Consider the following 16,011-nt stretch of genomic DNA (forward strand, 5'->3'; position numbering starts at 1 on the left):
ACACTTCATGGTCGCAAAGGCTATCTCAAGTCCGCACAAGCCACGTCTAATGCGATTGAACGTACGGCAAACTGTAAGTTGCCTCACCCCCTGCACAAGGTCATCAACCTGTGAGCGATTGGTAAAGGTCACGGTACGTTTCCGCGACGCGGCTCCACGTGCGCTTCGCCGCCACCTCGGCCCGGCCGGCCTCCCCCATCGCGGCCCGCCGCTCCGGATCGTCGCGGAGCCCGGCGAGCGCCCCGGCGAGCGCCTCCGGGTCGCCGGGGGGGACCAGAAGCCCGGCGCCGCCGGTGCCCACGAGCTCCGACAGGGCGGGCAGATCGCTCAGCACGACCGGCTTGCCGAGCGCCATCGCCTCGACGGGTTTCAATGGGGTAACGAGCCGGCACACCCGCAGGTCCTCGCGGGGGCAGACGAAGATGTCGATGGCCGACTGCGCCTGCAGCGCCTCGTCGGGGCCGACCCTGCCGGGCAGGATCACGACGTCCGCCAGGCCGAGCTCCTCGACCTGCTCCAGCAGCGCCGGCCGCTCGGCGCCGTCGCCGACGAGAAGGACCTTGATCGGGGCCCCCCCGTCCCGCAGCAGCGCGGCGGCGGCGATCATGGTGGAGAACCCCTCGTAGGCCACGATGCTCGACACCGACCCCATGATGATCTCGCCGGGCTCGATGCCGTAGGCGGAGCGGAACGCCGCCCCGTCGTACTCGGCGGTCAGCAGCGTGTCGTCCACCGCGTTGGGCGCGAGGAAGATCCTCTCCCTCGGCACGCCCCGGTCGGCGATCTCGGAGGCCATGGTCTCCGCCAGGGTGACCACGGCGTCGGCGGAGCGCATGATGAACGCCTCGCGGTCGCGCTGGAGCACGTGCCGCTGACTGCCGACGCGCTTGGGATCGCGGGAGGCCCAGGTCTCCTCCAGAAAACCGCGGACCTCGTAGACCATCGGCGTCCCGGTGCGCTCCCGCACGGCCAGCGCCACCGAGCCGTTGCGGTGGTCGGTCGCGGCGTGCAGCACCCGCGGCCGGAGGGTCCTGACCAGCTCGGTCACCTCACCGGCCCCCCGGATCATCCGGCCGTGGCTCTCGAACGGCACCTCTCCGCCGTTCGGGATCAGCCGGTGGTAGGGGGTTCCGTCGATCTCCTCGTACGGCGTGGCGTCGGCGTGCCCCTGCATCATCGGCCAGCCCCAGCTGGTCACCACGTGCGGGTCCAGCCCGGCGGCCCGCTGAGCGGTGACGATCCGGTGGGTGCGCACGGTGTATCCGGCCTGCGTGTACGGCAGGGCGTTGGTCACGCAGTGCAGCACCCGGCCCTCGACCCGCTCGCCCACGATCACCTTGGCCTTGGGCGGGATCGGGCTCGGCTGGATGGCGGCCAGCTCACCGGCGTAGTAGGCGGCCCGGCGCTTGACGAAGGGATACCTGGTGTGCGCCTGGAGCACGGCGACGGCCTCGGTCATCCGGCCGGCGTCGAAGTGCTCCTTGGCCTCGTCCCACGGCCCCCTGATCAGGCGCATGCCGAACTTGCGGACGGCGATCCTGGCGCGGCGCGCCACGGGCCAGGCGAACCGGCCCACGACGGGACGCATCCGCGGCGGCAGGGTCTCCGCGGCGGCCCGCGCCACCCGGACCGGATCGGACTTGACCTTGGTCGCCACAACCCGGGAGACGATCACCGGATGCTTGACGAATCCCTTGAGAAGTCCGCTCAACCCGGCACGGGCCGACTTCGCTGAAACCTTGGGGGAGTCTGGCGCGCTGGCATCGGATACCACGCGGTGACCGTACCATAGGCAACGTTTGCCACACTCCCGCATGAAAGGCGAGGTCAATGAGGGACTACGCCCCCACGGCGACGACCCCGGACCCCGAAAATCCCCTCGTCCTGCACGTGCTGGGCGCGCGGCCCAACTTCGTGAAGGCGGCCCCGGTGGTGCACGGGCTCGCCGAGCTGGGGGTGCGGCAGGGCATCGTGCACACCGGTCAGCACTACGACACGCTGATGTCGGACGTCTTCTTCGCCGACCTCGGGCTGCCCGAGCCGATCGCCAACCTGGGGGTCGGCTCCGGATCCCACGCCCGCCAGACCGCCGCCCTGCTCGTCGGGCTGGAGGACGTGGTGCTCGCGCACCGGCCCGCGCTGGTCGTCGTCTACGGCGACGTGAACTCGACGCTGGCCGCGATCCTGGTCTGCGCCAAGCTGCGCGTCCCGACCGCGCACGTGGAGGCGGGCCTGCGCTCCTTCGACCGCGAGATGCCCGAGGAGGTCAACCGGGTCGTCACCGACGCGCTCTCCGACATCCTCTTCGCCACCTCGCCCGACGCGCTCTCCCACCTGGCCGACGAGGGCGTGGACCCGGCGCGCGTCCACCTCGTCGGCAACCCGATGATCGACAGTCTGTTCTCGGCGCTGGACCGGCTGGATCCGGCTCCGGTCCGCGCCCGGCTCGAACTTCCCGTCAGGTACGGCGTGGCCACCCTGCACCGTCCCGGCAACGTGGACGACCCCGCGTCGGCCAAGGAGCTGGTGGACGCGGTGCTGGAGGTGAGCCGGCGTCTGCCGATCGTGGTGCCGATCCACCCCAGGGGCCGCGAACGGCTGGCCCAGGCCGGGCTGGTGACCGGCGGGAACCTGCTCATCGTCGACCCGCTGGGCTATGTGGACTTCCTCTCGCTGGTCCGGGGCGCGGCCCTGGTCGTCACCGACTCCGGCGGCGTGCAGGAGGAGACGACCATGCTCGGCGTCCCCTGCCTGACCGTCCGGCCCAACACCGAGCGGCCGATCACCATCACCCACGGCACCAACCGCCTGGTCACCCCGGCGCTGCTGCCCGCCGCCGCCGACGACGCCCTGGCCTCGGGGGCTCGGACGCCCTCGGGGGAGCTGCCCCCGCTCTGGGACGGCCAGGCCGGCCCCCGGATCGCCCGGGTGATCGCGGCCTGGCTCCGGGGCGGCAACCTGTCCCCGGCAGGGCAGGCCGTACCGCCCAAATCCCTGTAAAACGGCCATTTCGCGACAGCGAACGTCGTACGCTGGCACGACCCCGGATAAAGGCGATCCCCCATGAGTGAGCAGACCCCCGAAGAGCCGAAATACCAGCGTCTCGGACCGATCAACTGGTTGCCCGAGGAGCGCAAGGTCATCGAGCGCTTCGAGGACCGGGTCCGGGACCTGGAGCGGCGGCTGGCCATCGCCGAGGCTCGCGCGCAGTACGCGCAGTGGAAGCTGGAGTCCACCAAGGTCCAGCGGCCCTACCGGGTGGCGGAGGCGCTGACCGAGGCCAAGGGGGCGGGGGTGGTACGGCTGCCGCGCCGGCTGCGGGCGGCGATGACGGCCCGCAAGGGCCCCAAGGCGCCCCCGCCGGTGGCCGAGGTCGTGGAGGAGCTGGACCACCGGGGCCCCGCCGTGGACGTGCCGCAGGTGAAGTGGCCCTCCGGGCCGATCGCCCGGCCCGACATGAAGGTCGCGGTCATCCTGGACGACTTCTCCCGGATGGCGTTCACCTACGAGTGGGACCAGATCGAGTTCGGGCTGCGCGACTGGCCGGAGATCTTCGCCGAGCGCAGGCCGGAGCTGCTGTTCGTCGAGTCCGCCTGGCACGGCAACCAGGGCCGCTGGCGCTACCAGATGACCGGGTCCAACGCCCCGAAACCGGAGCTGCGCGCCCTGATCGACTGGTGCCGGTCCGAGGGGATCCCCACGGTCTTCTGGAACAAGGAGGACCCGCCGAACTTCGACTTCTTCATCGACACGGCCAAGCTGTTCGACCACGTCTTCACCTGCGACGGCGACATGGTGTCCCGCTATCGGGAGGTGCTCGGGCACGACCGGGTCGACGTGCTGCAGTTCGCCGCCCAGCCCCGGGTGCACAACCCCATCCAGGAGCGGCAGGGCCGGCTGCACGACGTGGTCTTCGCCGGGATGTACTTCCGGGACAAGCACCCCGAGCGCCGCGAGCAGATGGAGACCGTCCTGGCCCCCATCCGCGAGCTGGGCCTGCACATCTTCGCCCGCAACGGCACCGTGGACGAGAAGTACGCCTGGCCGCCGGAGTACGTCCCGCACATCGTGGGCGAGCTGCCCTACGACCGGATGCTGGCCGCGTACAAGATGTACAAGGTCTTCCTGAACGTGAACTCGGTGCTGGACTCGCCGACCATGTGCGCCCGCCGCGTCTTCGAGCTGTCGGCCTGCTCGACGTCGGTCGTCTCCGGCTGGTCCCGGGCCATCGAGGAGACCTTCGGAACACTCATCCCGATCGCCCGCGACCAGCTGGAGTCCTACAACCAGGTCCTGCACCTGATCAACAGCCCCGAGCTGCGCGCCCGCCAGGGCCACCTGGCCATGCGCGAGGTCTTCGACAAGCACCTGTTCACCCACCGGGTGGACCAGATCCTCCAGATGCTGGGCAGGCCCGTCGCGCCGAGGTCCCGGACCGTCTCGGTGGTGCTGCCGACCAACCGGTCCGCGCAGATCGAGCACGCTATCTCCTCGGTCGCCAGGCAGATCCACCGGCCGATCCAGCTCGTCATGGTCCTGCACGGCCTCGACATCGACCCGATCGTGGTCGCCGACAAGGCCCGGGTGGCCGGGATCTCCGACGTCGTGGTGCTCCCCGCCGACCCGTCGCTCTCGCTGGGCGCCTGCATGAACATGGGCATCGCGGCGGCCGAGGGCGAGCTGATCGCCAAAATGGACGACGACAACCTCTACGGCGAGCACTACCTGTCCGACCTGGTCCGCGCCTTCGACTACTCCGACGCCGAACTGGTCGGCAAGGGCGCGCACTACGCTTACTTCGAGGGCAGCAACACCACGATGCTGCGCCTGCCGGGGCTGGAGCACCGCTACAGCTGGCTGGTGCAGGGAGGCACGTTCCTCGGCAAGGCCGAGATGTTCCGTCACTACGGCTTCGAGGACGTCACCCGCGGCGAGGACACGCGGCTGGTCCGGCGGCTGAAGGAGGACCAGGTGAAGATCTACTCCACCGACCGGTTCAACTTCGTCTACTGGCGCAGCGGCGACGCCGCCATGCACACCTGGCAGGCGGACGACATCAAGCTCACCCGCAACGCCCAGTTCTCCTTCGTGGGTTATCCCACCGCGCACGTGATGATCTGACCTTCTCCGTCCCGTCCCCTCCCCCATCGCGCTGCGGTGGACGGAGGTCCGGCCGGCCGTCGCCGGTCGCGCTCCGGTGGGGTCGGACCTCCGGTCCGGCGGGCGCGGTGGTCCCTGTCCTTTTATACGCCGGCCGGACCTCCGCCCCCCTCCGCGCCGTGCTGCGGGCCGTACGGTGTGCGCACCGTAGCCGCTCTCGCTCCGGCCGCCCAGTGAACGCCTGGAGGCTGAAGCGATCCGTTGACGGTCTGCTCGAAGGTACCGCCGTAGCTGAAGCCTCTCCGTGGGAAAGGAGCGCAGGGGCGCTCGCCGTAACGGGAACGTGCCAGAGGCAGGGAGTGCGGGGAGCGCTCGCCGTAGCGGGAACGTGCCAGGGGAAAGGAGCGCGGGGGTGCTCGCCGGGACCGGGACATGGTGTGGGAGAGGGGTGCGGGGGTGCTCGGCGGAGGGGGCGGGCGGCGCCGTTTGCCTGGTGGAGGACGGTGTCCGGGGCGTCTGCCGCATGGGCGGGGAGCGCCGGGGAGGCTGGATCATTCATTACTTCAAAGGGTAATACTGCCTTTCATGGAATGTTCTTGACTTGCCGTGCGCGCATCCGTATCGTCTGACTCCAACAAGGGAGCCCCAAAACCCTTCCCTAGCTGGACCTCCTTCCCTCTTCCTTCCTCGTTCGCCCGCGAACTACGCGTGCGCACCCCCAGCGGCCCGGCACTCCGCAGCGTGGCCGCCAGAGAAACGACTCTCCAGTACTCGTCTGTCGAGGAGCCCACCATGAACCTCAAGCCACCCGGATTGCTCCTGGCCGGCATCGCGCTCGTCGTTCTCACCGGCTGTTCGTCGTCAACCACGAACACCGAGTCCGACAGTTCCGCCGAGGCGTCGGCCTTCACCCCCGTCACGGCCGGCACGCTCACGGTGGCCACGGTCTTCCCGGCTCCCGGGGTCATGGAGGGAGACACGCCCCAGACCCTCAAGGGGGGCGTCGACTGGGCCCTGGCCAACCAGCTCGCCAAGGAGCTCGGCATGGGCAAGGTCGAGTTCGTGAACACGAACTTCGCCGCGCTGATGTCCGGGCAGGTCACCAAGTACGACATCGCGGTGGCGAACATCATCACCCTGGAGAAGCGCAAGAGTGTGAACGACTACACCGACTGCTACTACTCCCCGGTGAACGCGGCCCTGGTCCGCGACGGCAAGAAGCTGGAGACCCTTGAGGACGCCAAGGCCCTCAAGTGGGGGCTGCTCACCGGCTCGGTGAACGAGTCGTTCATGCTGAACAGCATCAAGCCCGCCGAGGACGCCCGTAGCTACACCTCGCCGGTGGCGCTGACCGCGGGACTCCAGGACGGGGCGATCGACGCCGAGTACATCAGCCTGCAGCGGGTCTCCGCCGACGCGCTGACCGAGCCGCTCAAGGGCAAGAGCAAGATCGTCCTGCTGAACCCGGAGAACGCCAAGAGTCTCGGCCTGTGCAGCGCCGTACAGCTGCCCAAGGGTTCCAAGAACACGCCGTTCGTGAACACCGCCCTCAACAAGATCGTTGACTCGGGTGCCATCGACACGTGGGTCGGCCAGTACGTGACCCCGCTCTACAACGGGCTCGACCTCAAGACGCTGCCCTCCATCACCTTCTGATGAGCCCCGTGGAGGAGCAGAGCGACATGACGCTCACCGAACGGTCGACACGCAACCCCGCGGGCGCCGAGGAGCGCCCGCGGCTCGCGGTCCGTGTCAAGCCGGCGCAGATGGTCGCGGCGATCGTCGCGGTGGTGGCCTTCCCGCCCCTCGGCCTCGTGGCGGCCTGGGGACTGGTGCGGGCCCACCGGCTCGGCAAGACCGACCCCTCGACGGCGATCAAGCTGCGCAACAAGGCGTCACGCCTGGTCACGCACACCTTCGGGATCGGCGCGACGATCTACGCCCTCCTTTTCGTCTACGCGCTTCTCGCGACGAACAACTACGCGGTCTCCCGGGCGTTCCTGGACCTTGAGGTCCTCAGGGACACCCTGCCGATGGTTCTGGAGGGGTTCGTCCTCAACATCCAGCTCTTCCTGACGGCGGAGGTCTTCATCCTCCTCTTCGGGACGTTGCTGGCGATCCTGCGTACCCTGCCGGGACGGCCCGCCGCCCTCATCCGCTGGCTGACGGCGGCCTACATCGACGTGTTCCGCGGGCTGCCGTCCATCGTGGTCATCCTGATCGTGGTCTACGGCCTGAAGCGGACCAACCTGCCCCTGCTCAACGACCTGTCCGACTTCTGGTACGTGGTCATCGCGCTGACGCTGCACTACAGCGCCTACACCGCCGAGGTGATCAAGGGCGGGACCGAGGGCATCCACTGGAGCCAGACCGCGGCGTCCCGTTCGCTCGGCCTGTCCCACGGGCAGACGATGCGGTTCGTCATCCTCCCCCAGGCGATGCGCAACATGTTCGCCCCGCTGCTGAACTACTTCATCGGCCTGCAGAAGGACACGTCCTTGGTCACCGTCATCGGCCTTCTCGACGCCGTCAACCAGGCGAACATCCAGGCCATCAACCAGTCGAGCCTGAGCGCCTTCACCGGCGCGGCGCTCTGCTTCCTCGCGATCACGATTCCGCTGACGCGGCTGGCCGACTATCTCAGCACCCGGCGCCGCCGCCGGGAACTGGCGCGGGGGTGACCTGATGGCGTACGTGGAGATCCGCGACCTGTACAAGTCCTACGGCGGCACCCCCGTGCTGTCCGGCCTGTCGCTCGACATCGACGAGCACGAGGTCGTCTGCCTGATCGGGCCCTCCGGCTGCGGGAAGTCGACCCTGCTCCGCTGCCTCAACGCCCTGGAGCCGATCGACGGCGGCCACATCCTCGTCGAGGGCCAGGACATCTGGGCCGACGACGGCGACGCCGACCAGCTCCGCATGCGGGTGGGCATCGTCTTCCAGCAGTACAACCTGTTCCCGCACATGAACGTGCTGGACAACATCACCCTCGCGCCCCGGCGGGTGCTCGGGATGCGACGGCGCGAGGCCGAGAACGTCGCCAGGGAACTGCTCGCCAGGGTCCGCCTGGAGGACAAGGCCACCGAACACCCGGACCGGCTCTCCGGCGGTCAGCAGCAGCGCATCGCCATCGCCCGCGCGCTGGCGATGCAGCCTCGCGTGCTGCTCCTGGACGAGGTGACCTCGGCACTCGACCCCGAGATCGTCGGCGAGGTGCTCGAACTCATCGGCGAGCTCGCGGCGGACGGCATGACGCTCGCCCTCGCGACGCACGAGATGAGCTTCGCGCGCGAGGTCGCCGACCGGATCGTCTTCCTCTCCGAGGGGAACATCGTCGAGCAGGGCGCTCCCGAGCGAATCCTCTCGGCCCCCGAGGACGAGCGGACCAGGCAGTTCCTGCGCCGGGTCCTCACCGCCAGGCCGGGTGTCGTACCGGCCGGCCCGTAGGCGGGCGGCCGGGCGCCGCACACCACCGCAGACCAAAGTAAGAACGCGATAGCCGGTCGCGCACGCGGCCGGTGGGAGGTCGTCCCCGTGAAAGAGATATCCACTGACGCGCTGGAGCGGGCCCTGGGCTCGTCGGAGGAGACCATCGTCTTCTCCGACAGGGCATCCGGTCTGCGCGGGGTCCTGTCGATCGACTCCACGAGATACGGGCGATCCCTCGGCGGTACCCGGATGCAGAACTATCCCTCCATCGGCGCGGCGATCATGGACATGACGGAGTTCTCCCGTGCCGTGAGCCTGAAGAGCGCCCTGTCCGGGGCCCGGTGCGGCGGAGGCAAGGGCGCGATCATCGGCGACCCCGCCACCGTCAAGAGCAAGGAACTGCTGCACGCCTTCGGCAGGTTCGTCCAGTCGCTCAACGGCCGCTACATCCTCACCCCCGACTGGGGGATGAGCTCGGCCGACCTGGTGGTGGTGGCCGAGGAGTGCGAGTTCGTCACCGGCCTCCCGGCCGACCGGGGCGGCGCGGGAAGCCCCGAGCCACTGGTGGCGTACGGCGTGCTTGAGGGCCTGCGCGGCGCCTTCGAGGCGGTCGCGGGCAGCGGCGACCTGACCGGCGTGCGCGTCGGCGTCGAGGGCCTGGCCATGTCGGGCCCCCACCTGATCGAACTGCTGGTGCGCGAGGGCGCGGTCGTCACCGCGATGGACCCGTCCGAGGCGTTGCGCCAGGAGATCACCCGGCGGTTCCCCGAGGTCGGCGTGGTCGACTCCCTCGCCCGGCTCCAGGAGACCGAGCTGGACGCCTACTGCCCGTGCGCCGGTTCCGGCACGCTGACCGAGGGGTTCGCCGCCACCGCCCGCACCCGGGTGGTCTGCGGCGCGGCCAACGGCCAGCTCGCCGACCCCGGCGTGGAGGCGGCGTTCGGCAAGCGCGGCATCGCCTACGTGCCGGAGTTCGCGGCCAACGGCGGCGGGGTGGTCCACTGCCTGGAGGAGCGGCTGGGATTCGACGTCGACCGGGCCCGCGCCGCCGTGGCGACGTGCCGGGACACCGTGAAGACGATCCTCCGCACGGCGGCGGAGGAGGGACGGTCCGCGACCGAGGTCGCGGTGGATCTGGCGGAACGGCGAATGAAGGGCGAGGCGGGGGCATGACCACTCTGATCACCGGAGCGACCGGCAAGGTAGGACGGCACGTCGTGGCGGGACTGACCGAGACCGGGGAGCCGTTCCGCGCCGCGTGCCGCAACCCCTCCGGCGTCGCCGCCGACACCGTGGCCTTCGACTGGCTGGACAGCGGCACATGGCGGGCGGCCCTGGACGGCGCCACCAGGATGTGGATCGTTCCTCAGGCCAAGGGCCGGTACGACGTGTCGGCGGAGGTCATCGAGTTTCTCAAGCTCGCGGCCGAGAAGGGCTCCATCGAGCGGATCGGCCTGCTGTCGGTGAAGAACGCCGAGCAGCTCAACGCCGACCTTCCCGCGCTGCGCATCGAGCACGCGCTGGACCGGCTCGGGTTCACCTGGTTCTCGCTCCGGCCCGGCTGGTTCTTCCAGAACTTCACGGTGGGCATGTTCGCCCGCTCGATCGTGAAGGAGGGCGAGATCTGGGCGCCCGGCGGCGACGGCCGGATCGGGTTCATCGACGCCAGGGACATCGCCGCCTGCGTGACGCGGACCATATCCGGCCCGCTGCCGGCCCGCAGCTCCTACACGCTGACCGGCGGGGAGTCCCTCACCTTCGCCGAGGTGGCGGAGACGCTGTCACGGGCCGGCAGAGGGCCCATCCGCTACGTCGACGTCTCCGAGGAGGTCATGTCGGAGTATCTCAGCGGGCTCGGCCTGCCCCCGGCGCACGTCTCGGCCCTGCTGAACCACTTCGAGAGGATCAAGGCGGACGTGGCCGGGGAACTGACCGGCGACGTCGAGGAGCTCCTCGGCCGCCCCCCGATCAGCCTGGCCGCCTTCGCGGCCGACGAGTTCGCGCCGAGGAACGCCTGACATGGCCGAACGCACCGGCGGACAGGTTCTCGTCGAGGCACTGGCCGCGCACGGCGTCGACACGGTCTTCGGCATCCCGGGCACGCACAACCTGGCGATCTACGCGGCGCTGGCCGAGACCGGCCTCCGGCACATCCTGCTCCGGCACGAGCAGGGCGTCGGCTTCGCGGCCGACGGCTACGCCCGCGTCGCCGGGCGGCCGGGCGTCTGCGTGACCACGACCGGGCCCGGACTGCTCAACGCGGCCACCGCCCTCGCCCAGGCGTACTCCGACTCCGTCCCCGTGCTGGTCGTCTCACCGGGCATGCCGACCGGGCACCCCGCCACGGGAAACGGCGAGCTGCACGAGATGAAAAACCAGTCGGCGGCCCTGGACTCGATCGTCGCCCACAGCCACCGGGTCGAGAGCATCGCCGAGATCCCCGTCGCCGTCGCCCGCGCCTTCGCCACCATGTGCTCGGGACGGCCCCGGCCGGTACACATCGAGATCCCGTTCGACCTGCTGGACGCGAGCGGCGACCCACCGGCCTGCGCGCCGGTCGCGGTCCGCCCCCTGACCCCGCCCGCCGCCGAGCTGGACCGCGCCGCCGACCTGCTGCGGAGCGCGCGGGCCCCGGGCATCCTGGCCGGCGGCGGGGTGGGCCCGGACGCGGCCCCCGCGCTCCGCGTGGTGGCCGAACGGCTTGGCGCCCCCGTCGTCACCTCCATGAACGGCAAGGGCGTGCTGTCCGACGACCATCCGCTGGCCCTCGGCGCCGGCCTGGCCGCCGCGCCGGTCAAGGACTTCCTCGCCTCCTGCGACCTGCTGCTCGCCGTCGGGACCGAGCTGGCCCCCTCCGACATGTGGTACGGCGGCGTGCCCGGGGACGTCCCGCTGGTCCGCATCGACGTCGACCCCGTGCAGGTCGTCACCAACGGCCGACCGGCGGTGGCCGTGCTCGGCGACGCGGGCGAGGCCCTGGCCGGACTGCTCGACCGACTCGGCCCCCCTGAGAACACCGGAAACGCCGACGACGCGCGGGACGGCCATCGGAGGGCGGCCCACTGGCGCGACCTGCTGCGGGCGGACGCCCGCACGCGCGGCGGCCCCTGGCTCTGGATCGTCGAGGCGCTGGAGAGCGCCCTGGGCCGGAACGGCGTGCTCGCCGGTGACAGCACGATGGCCTGCTACTACGGGGCTCTCGGCAACCTGCGGAGCCACACCCCGGGCGGCTACCTCTACCCGACGGGGTTCGGCACCCTCGGCTACGGGCTGCCCGCCGGCATCGGAGCCGTGATCGCGGCGCCGGACCGGCCCGTGGTGGTGCTGGAGGGCGACGGCGGATTCATGTTCACCGCGACCGAACTCGCCGCCGCCTCGGCGCTCGGCCTGCCGCTCCCGGTGATCGTGGTGGAGAACGGCGGGTACGGCGAGATCCGCCGCCAGATGAAGGTCCGCGGCGACCGGGTGCAGGCCGTGGACCTGCCCCCCGTCGACCTGCTCGGACTGGCCAGGAGCATGGGCTGCCACGCGCACGCCGTACCGGAGGTGTCCGTGCCCGAACTGGCCCGGCTGCTGGGCGAGGCCCTCAAGGCGGACCGTCCGACGGTGATCGTGGTCCCGGAGGCCGAGGCCGTGGAGGAGGCTCGATGAGCGGATCGTGGAGGCGGAGCGAGCACTTCATCGACGGCGACTGGTACACCCCGGCCGCCGGTGAGCTGCTCGCGATCGAGAACCCCGCCACCGGGGAGTCGATCGGCACGGCGGCGAGAGGCGGCCGGGAGGAGGTCGATCTCGCCGTCGAGGCGGCCACCCGCGCCTGGCCCGACTGGTCGGCGACCTCCCCCGCACAGCGGGCCGAGGCCCTGGGCGCGCTGCGCGATGCCCTGGGCGCGCGGAAGAAGGAGCTGGTCGACCTCACGGTGGCCGAGCTCGGGGTTCCGGTCACCTTCGCCGGGGACGTGCACGTACCCTTGGCCCTCGGTGACCTGGACGCCTTCGCCCGGGACGTACGCGACTTCCCGTTCGAGGAGCGGATCGGCAACTCCCTGGTGCTCAAGGAGTCCGCCGGGGTCGCCGGATGCGTCACCCCGTGGAACTATCCGCTCCACCAGATGGCCGCCAAGGTGGGCGCCGCGCTCGCGGCCGGCTGCACGGTGGTCCTCAAGCCCGCCGAACTCACCCCGCTGGCCGCCTACGCCCTCGCCGAGGCCGCGTGTGACGCGGGGCTGCCGCCCGGCGTGTTCAACGTGGTGTTCGGCAGCGGCCGGGTCGTCGGGGACGCGCTGACCCGGAACCCGGGCGTCGACGTGGTCTCCTTCACCGGCTCGACCGCGGTGGGCACCTCGGTGGCCGAGGTCGCGGCCGGGGACGTACGGCGGTGCCTGCTGGAGCTCGGCGGCAAGTCCGCCTCGGTGGCGCTCCCCGACGCCGACTTCGAGGCGGCGACCAGGTGGACCGTCCGCTCGGCCACGGTGAACAGCGGCCAGACGTGCAGCGCCTGCACCCGGCTGATCGTGCCCCGGTCGAACTACGCCGACGTGGTGGCCTACGCCGGTGAACTGGCCGCCGGGCTCCGCGTCGGCGACCCGCTGGACGCCGCCACCGATCTCGGACCCGTCGTGTCCGCCCGCCAGCGGGAGACCGTCCTCGGATTCGTCGAACGGGCCGTCGCGAACGGCGCCCGGGTGGAACCTGCCGGGACCGGCGATCTGCCGGACCGCGGCCACTACGTCCGGCCGGCGGTGGTCTCGGGCACCCACCCCTTCTCCGAGATCGCCCAGGAGGAGGTCTTCGGCCCGGTGCTCGTCGTGCTCGCCTACGACGACGAGGACGAGGCCGCCGCCATCGCGAACTCCACCAAGTACGGCCTGAGCGGCGCCGTGTGGTCCGCCGACGCGAGCCGCGCCACGACGTTCGCCAGACGGTTGCGGACCGGCCAGGTCGACGTCAACGGAGGCCGGTGGAACTTCTCCGCCCCGTTCGGCGGCTACAAGCAGTCCGGGACGGGCCGCGAACTCGGCCCCCACGGCATCGCCGACTTCTGCGAGGTCAAATCCATCCAGCTCTAATGTGGCGAACACCCACCTCCCGCACGGAGAAGAGATCCCGCGAAACGATCTACCAGCCTGGCACCAACTAGCAGCAACTGGCAGCAGCCCCACCTCTTCACGGCGGACTTCCTGAAGATCACGCGGCTCTAGCCCAGCGCGCGCTTCACCCGACCTCCAACTACCAGTCCAGCTAGCATTGGCAGTTGGAGGTCACGTCATGAAGATGCCCACGCCGCCCCCGCCGGTCGACAAAATCCTTGAGGGGCTACAAAAAGATCCGCACAGGATGATACAGATATTCACCACCTATGCCTCAAACATAGTCGCACAGCCATATTATCCATGGGATAAACTGCGCCGCCTCACCCCACCGGAAGGTTTGACGCACCACGAATGGTGGGCCGCGATAAAGGTATCCCGAATTGGAATGCAGCGCAGGCTTCCGCTGGTCGACAAGCGGGAGATTTCATTCACCTACGCGGTGACCGATGAAATTCTCAAGGGCATCGAGGAGGTAAACCGGAACGCCAGCGGCCAAATAAGCATCAGCGAGCAGGTCACCAACCCTTCGACCCGAGACCGGCACATCGTCAATTCACTAATGGAAGAGGCCATCACATCGAGCCAACTCGAAGGGGCTACGACAACCCGAAGAGACGCGAAAGAAATGATCAGGACCGGGCGCAAGCCGAGAACCCGCGGCGAGCAGATGATCCTGAACAACTATCGCGCGATGCAGCGAATACGTGAAGTTCAGTCGCAACCCCTAACAATAGATCTCATTCTGGAGATACATTGGATCCTCACCGAGAACGCCATAGACAATCCGGATGCCTCGGGCAGGTTTCAACGCCCCGATGAAGAAAGAATCGGCGTATACAGCGAACAGACCGACGAGCTGCTTCACGAACCACCTTCGGCCGAACAGCTACCTCAAAGAGTTCAGCGGCTGTGCGACTTTGCCAACGGCATACTGGACGACACCTACGTTCCATCGGTACTACGCGCCCTCATCGTGCACTTCATGCTCGCATATGAGCACCCGTTCGAAGACGGCAACGGCAGAACCGCCAGGGCTCTCTTCTATTGGTCGATGCTCAACCAGGGATACTGGCTCGCAGAGTTCATATCCATATCCCGAATCATTAAAAACGCTCCGGCACAGTACGGGAGAAGCTTCCTGTACAGCGAGCAAGACGAAAACGATCTCACCTACTTCTTGACGCATCAGCTCTCCGTCACCCAAAGAGCGATCAACGATCTACATGAATACCTAAAACGAAAGATATTCGAGCTTCGCGATCTTCAGCGATCTCTGGCGAGCATGCCGGGAGAGTTCAACCATCGCCAACTAGCGATCCTCGAAAACGCGATCAAGAATCCCGGCGCTCGATACACCGTCGTATCACACGGAACAAGCCATGATGTAGCACGAGAGACAGCACGAAAAGATCTCATCCAACTACAGGAGCGCGGCCTTCTCATAAGAAGGAAAACCGGCAGAGAGTACGCCTGGACTCCACAGGTCGATTTAATCACAAAACTCGGAAGTCAATAATCATGCTCCGCCCGGATGTCGCGTATATGAAATCACGAGGCAAGTCAGAGCTTCTGGGGCACATGGCCGACGGATCCGCGCTGTGCGGCCGCCCTCGATGTGCTTCTTACCGTACGATGAGTTTCCATATCGGAGCGGAACATCCCTCCTTCATAAAAAGTCATGAATACGTCTGTGGCAGGACGTCCGCCGGCGCGTGCCGCTCCGGCCCCGGCCGTCGCGACGCAGATCGCGGCGGCCGGGAGGGATCCCGCGAAACGATCTACCAGCCTGGCACCAACTAGCAGCAACTGGCAGCACCCTTCCCCCGCAGTGGGGGACCATCCCCGCGTGCGCGGGGAGCACATGTGGATCTTCTCGGCCCTGAGCTTGAGCGCGGGACCATCCCCGCGTGCGCGGGGAGCACGAACCGCGTGGTTCCCGCCCCCTGTCGGTGGGGGGACCATCCCCGCGTGCGCGGGGAGCACTAACCGACGGGCCCTCAGGGCATCCTTGTGGACCACCCCCCTCGTGCGCGGAGAGTACGAGAACCGGTTCACGATCATCATCGTGACGCGCAACAACCCCCCCGCGTGCGCGGGGAGCACGATGGCAGGCCGTGTCTCGGTCTGGTAGAGGCGGGACCATCCCCGCGTGCGCGGGGAGCACGACCGCGACCTGGACGGCGTGAGCGGGAACCGCTCAGACAGGGGGTGGTTGCCCGGGCGGTTCGCGGAGCGGATCGTCACGAGCCGCCCGGGGGTGGAGGGGCTGTTCCGGGTGGTGGTTCGTTACTTGCCGCGTTTCTGTGTGCTGTCTGCCAGGAGTGCGAGGACTTCTGCTTGGCGGTAGCGGCGGTGTCCGCCGAGGGTGCGGATGCTGGTGAGTCTTCCT

Annotated in this window: 11 protein-coding genes and 1 pseudogene; 10 read left to right on the forward strand and 2 right to left on the reverse strand. The window is 69.0% G+C overall.

Annotated features, from left to right (window positions below):
- Nucleotides 1-103: 103 nt before the first annotated feature.
- Nucleotides 104-1,711, reverse strand: a complete 1,608-nt coding sequence (locus tag ACWEF2_RS26500) for a glycosyltransferase family 4 protein (RefSeq protein ID WP_453819044.1) — start codon at nt 1,709-1,711, stop codon at nt 104-106.
- 119 nt (nt 1,712-1,830) lie between these two features.
- Here ACWEF2_RS26500 and wecB point away from each other — a divergent pair, with 119 nt between their 5' ends.
- From wecB to ACWEF2_RS26550, 10 genes are all read left to right on the forward strand, one after another.
- Complete coding sequence (gene wecB, locus ACWEF2_RS26505; RefSeq protein WP_453819045.1) at nt 1,831-3,000, forward strand: non-hydrolyzing UDP-N-acetylglucosamine 2-epimerase; 1,170 nt, start codon at nt 1,831-1,833, stop codon at nt 2,998-3,000.
- Between the two features lie 63 nt (nt 3,001-3,063).
- The gene (locus ACWEF2_RS26510) at nt 3,064-5,121 is read left to right on the forward strand and encodes a glycosyltransferase family protein (protein ID WP_453819046.1); all 2,058 of its coding nucleotides are present in this window, start codon (nt 3,064-3,066) and stop codon (nt 5,119-5,121) included.
- A gap of 771 nt (nt 5,122-5,892) precedes the next feature.
- The gene (locus tag ACWEF2_RS26515) at nt 5,893-6,756 is read left to right on the forward strand and encodes a transporter substrate-binding domain-containing protein (RefSeq protein WP_453819047.1); all 864 of its coding nucleotides are present in this window, start codon (nt 5,893-5,895) and stop codon (nt 6,754-6,756) included.
- On the forward strand, nt 6,756-7,781 hold the full coding sequence (locus tag ACWEF2_RS26520) for an amino acid ABC transporter permease (RefSeq protein ID WP_355593555.1): 1,026 nt from the start codon (nt 6,756-6,758) through the stop codon (nt 7,779-7,781). The genes ACWEF2_RS26515 and ACWEF2_RS26520 overlap by 1 nt, the downstream gene beginning before the upstream one ends.
- Nucleotides 7,782-7,785: 4 nt before the next feature.
- Nucleotides 7,786-8,547 (forward strand): amino acid ABC transporter ATP-binding protein, encoded by a 762-nt coding sequence (locus ACWEF2_RS26525; RefSeq protein WP_355593557.1) that lies wholly within the window; start codon nt 7,786-7,788, stop codon nt 8,545-8,547.
- An 87-nt stretch (nt 8,548-8,634) separates the two neighbouring features.
- A complete protein-coding gene (locus ACWEF2_RS26530) occupies nt 8,635-9,702 on the forward strand; it encodes a Glu/Leu/Phe/Val dehydrogenase dimerization domain-containing protein (protein ID WP_453819048.1) in 1,068 nt (355 codons plus the stop codon).
- Nucleotides 9,699-10,547 carry an NmrA family NAD(P)-binding protein gene (locus tag ACWEF2_RS26535; RefSeq protein ID WP_453819049.1) on the forward strand — a complete coding sequence of 283 codons (849 nt, stop codon included), beginning with the start codon at nt 9,699-9,701 and terminating at the stop codon, nt 10,545-10,547. Before ACWEF2_RS26530 ends, ACWEF2_RS26535 begins: the two co-directional genes overlap by 4 nt.
- 1 nt (nt 10,548) lies before the next feature.
- Nucleotides 10,549-12,180 (forward strand): 5-guanidino-2-oxopentanoate decarboxylase, encoded by a 1,632-nt coding sequence (locus ACWEF2_RS26540; RefSeq protein WP_453819050.1) that lies wholly within the window; start codon nt 10,549-10,551, stop codon nt 12,178-12,180.
- On the forward strand, nt 12,177-13,598 hold the full coding sequence (locus ACWEF2_RS26545) for an aldehyde dehydrogenase family protein (protein WP_453819051.1): 1,422 nt from the start codon (nt 12,177-12,179) through the stop codon (nt 13,596-13,598). The genes ACWEF2_RS26540 and ACWEF2_RS26545 overlap by 4 nt, the downstream gene beginning before the upstream one ends.
- 199 nt (nt 13,599-13,797) lie before the next feature.
- Nucleotides 13,798-15,138, forward strand: coding sequence for a Fic family protein (locus ACWEF2_RS26550; RefSeq protein ID WP_453819052.1), 1,341 nt, complete (start codon nt 13,798-13,800; stop codon nt 15,136-15,138).
- Nucleotides 15,139-15,908: 770 nt separating this feature from the next.
- On the opposite strand, the pseudogene ACWEF2_RS26555 reads toward ACWEF2_RS26550, so the two are convergent.
- Nucleotides 15,909-16,011, reverse strand: a pseudogene (locus tag ACWEF2_RS26555) (MerR family DNA-binding transcriptional regulator); the annotation flags it as partial.

This window comes from Streptosporangium sp. NPDC004631 (assembly GCF_053601935.1).

Excerpts from the sequence above, each read along its gene's own strand:
- wecB (WP_453819045.1), top strand. The coding sequence starts at position 1,831 with ATGAGGGACTACGCCCCCACGGCGACGACCCCGGACCCCGAAAATCCC.
- ACWEF2_RS26510 (WP_453819046.1), top strand. The coding sequence starts at position 3,064 with ATGAGTGAGCAGACCCCCGAAGAGCCGAAATACCAGCGTCTCGGACCG.
- ACWEF2_RS26515 (WP_453819047.1), top strand. The coding sequence starts at position 5,893 with ATGAACCTCAAGCCACCCGGATTGCTCCTGGCCGGCATCGCGCTCGTC.
- ACWEF2_RS26520 (WP_355593555.1), top strand. The coding sequence starts at position 6,756 with ATGAGCCCCGTGGAGGAGCAGAGCGACATGACGCTCACCGAACGGTCG.
- ACWEF2_RS26525 (WP_355593557.1), top strand. The coding sequence starts at position 7,786 with ATGGCGTACGTGGAGATCCGCGACCTGTACAAGTCCTACGGCGGCACC.
- ACWEF2_RS26535 (WP_453819049.1), top strand. The coding sequence starts at position 9,699 with ATGACCACTCTGATCACCGGAGCGACCGGCAAGGTAGGACGGCACGTC.
- ACWEF2_RS26540 (WP_453819050.1), top strand. The coding sequence starts at position 10,549 with ATGGCCGAACGCACCGGCGGACAGGTTCTCGTCGAGGCACTGGCCGCG.
- ACWEF2_RS26545 (WP_453819051.1), top strand. The coding sequence starts at position 12,177 with ATGAGCGGATCGTGGAGGCGGAGCGAGCACTTCATCGACGGCGACTGG.
- ACWEF2_RS26550 (WP_453819052.1), top strand. The coding sequence starts at position 13,798 with ATGAAGATGCCCACGCCGCCCCCGCCGGTCGACAAAATCCTTGAGGGG.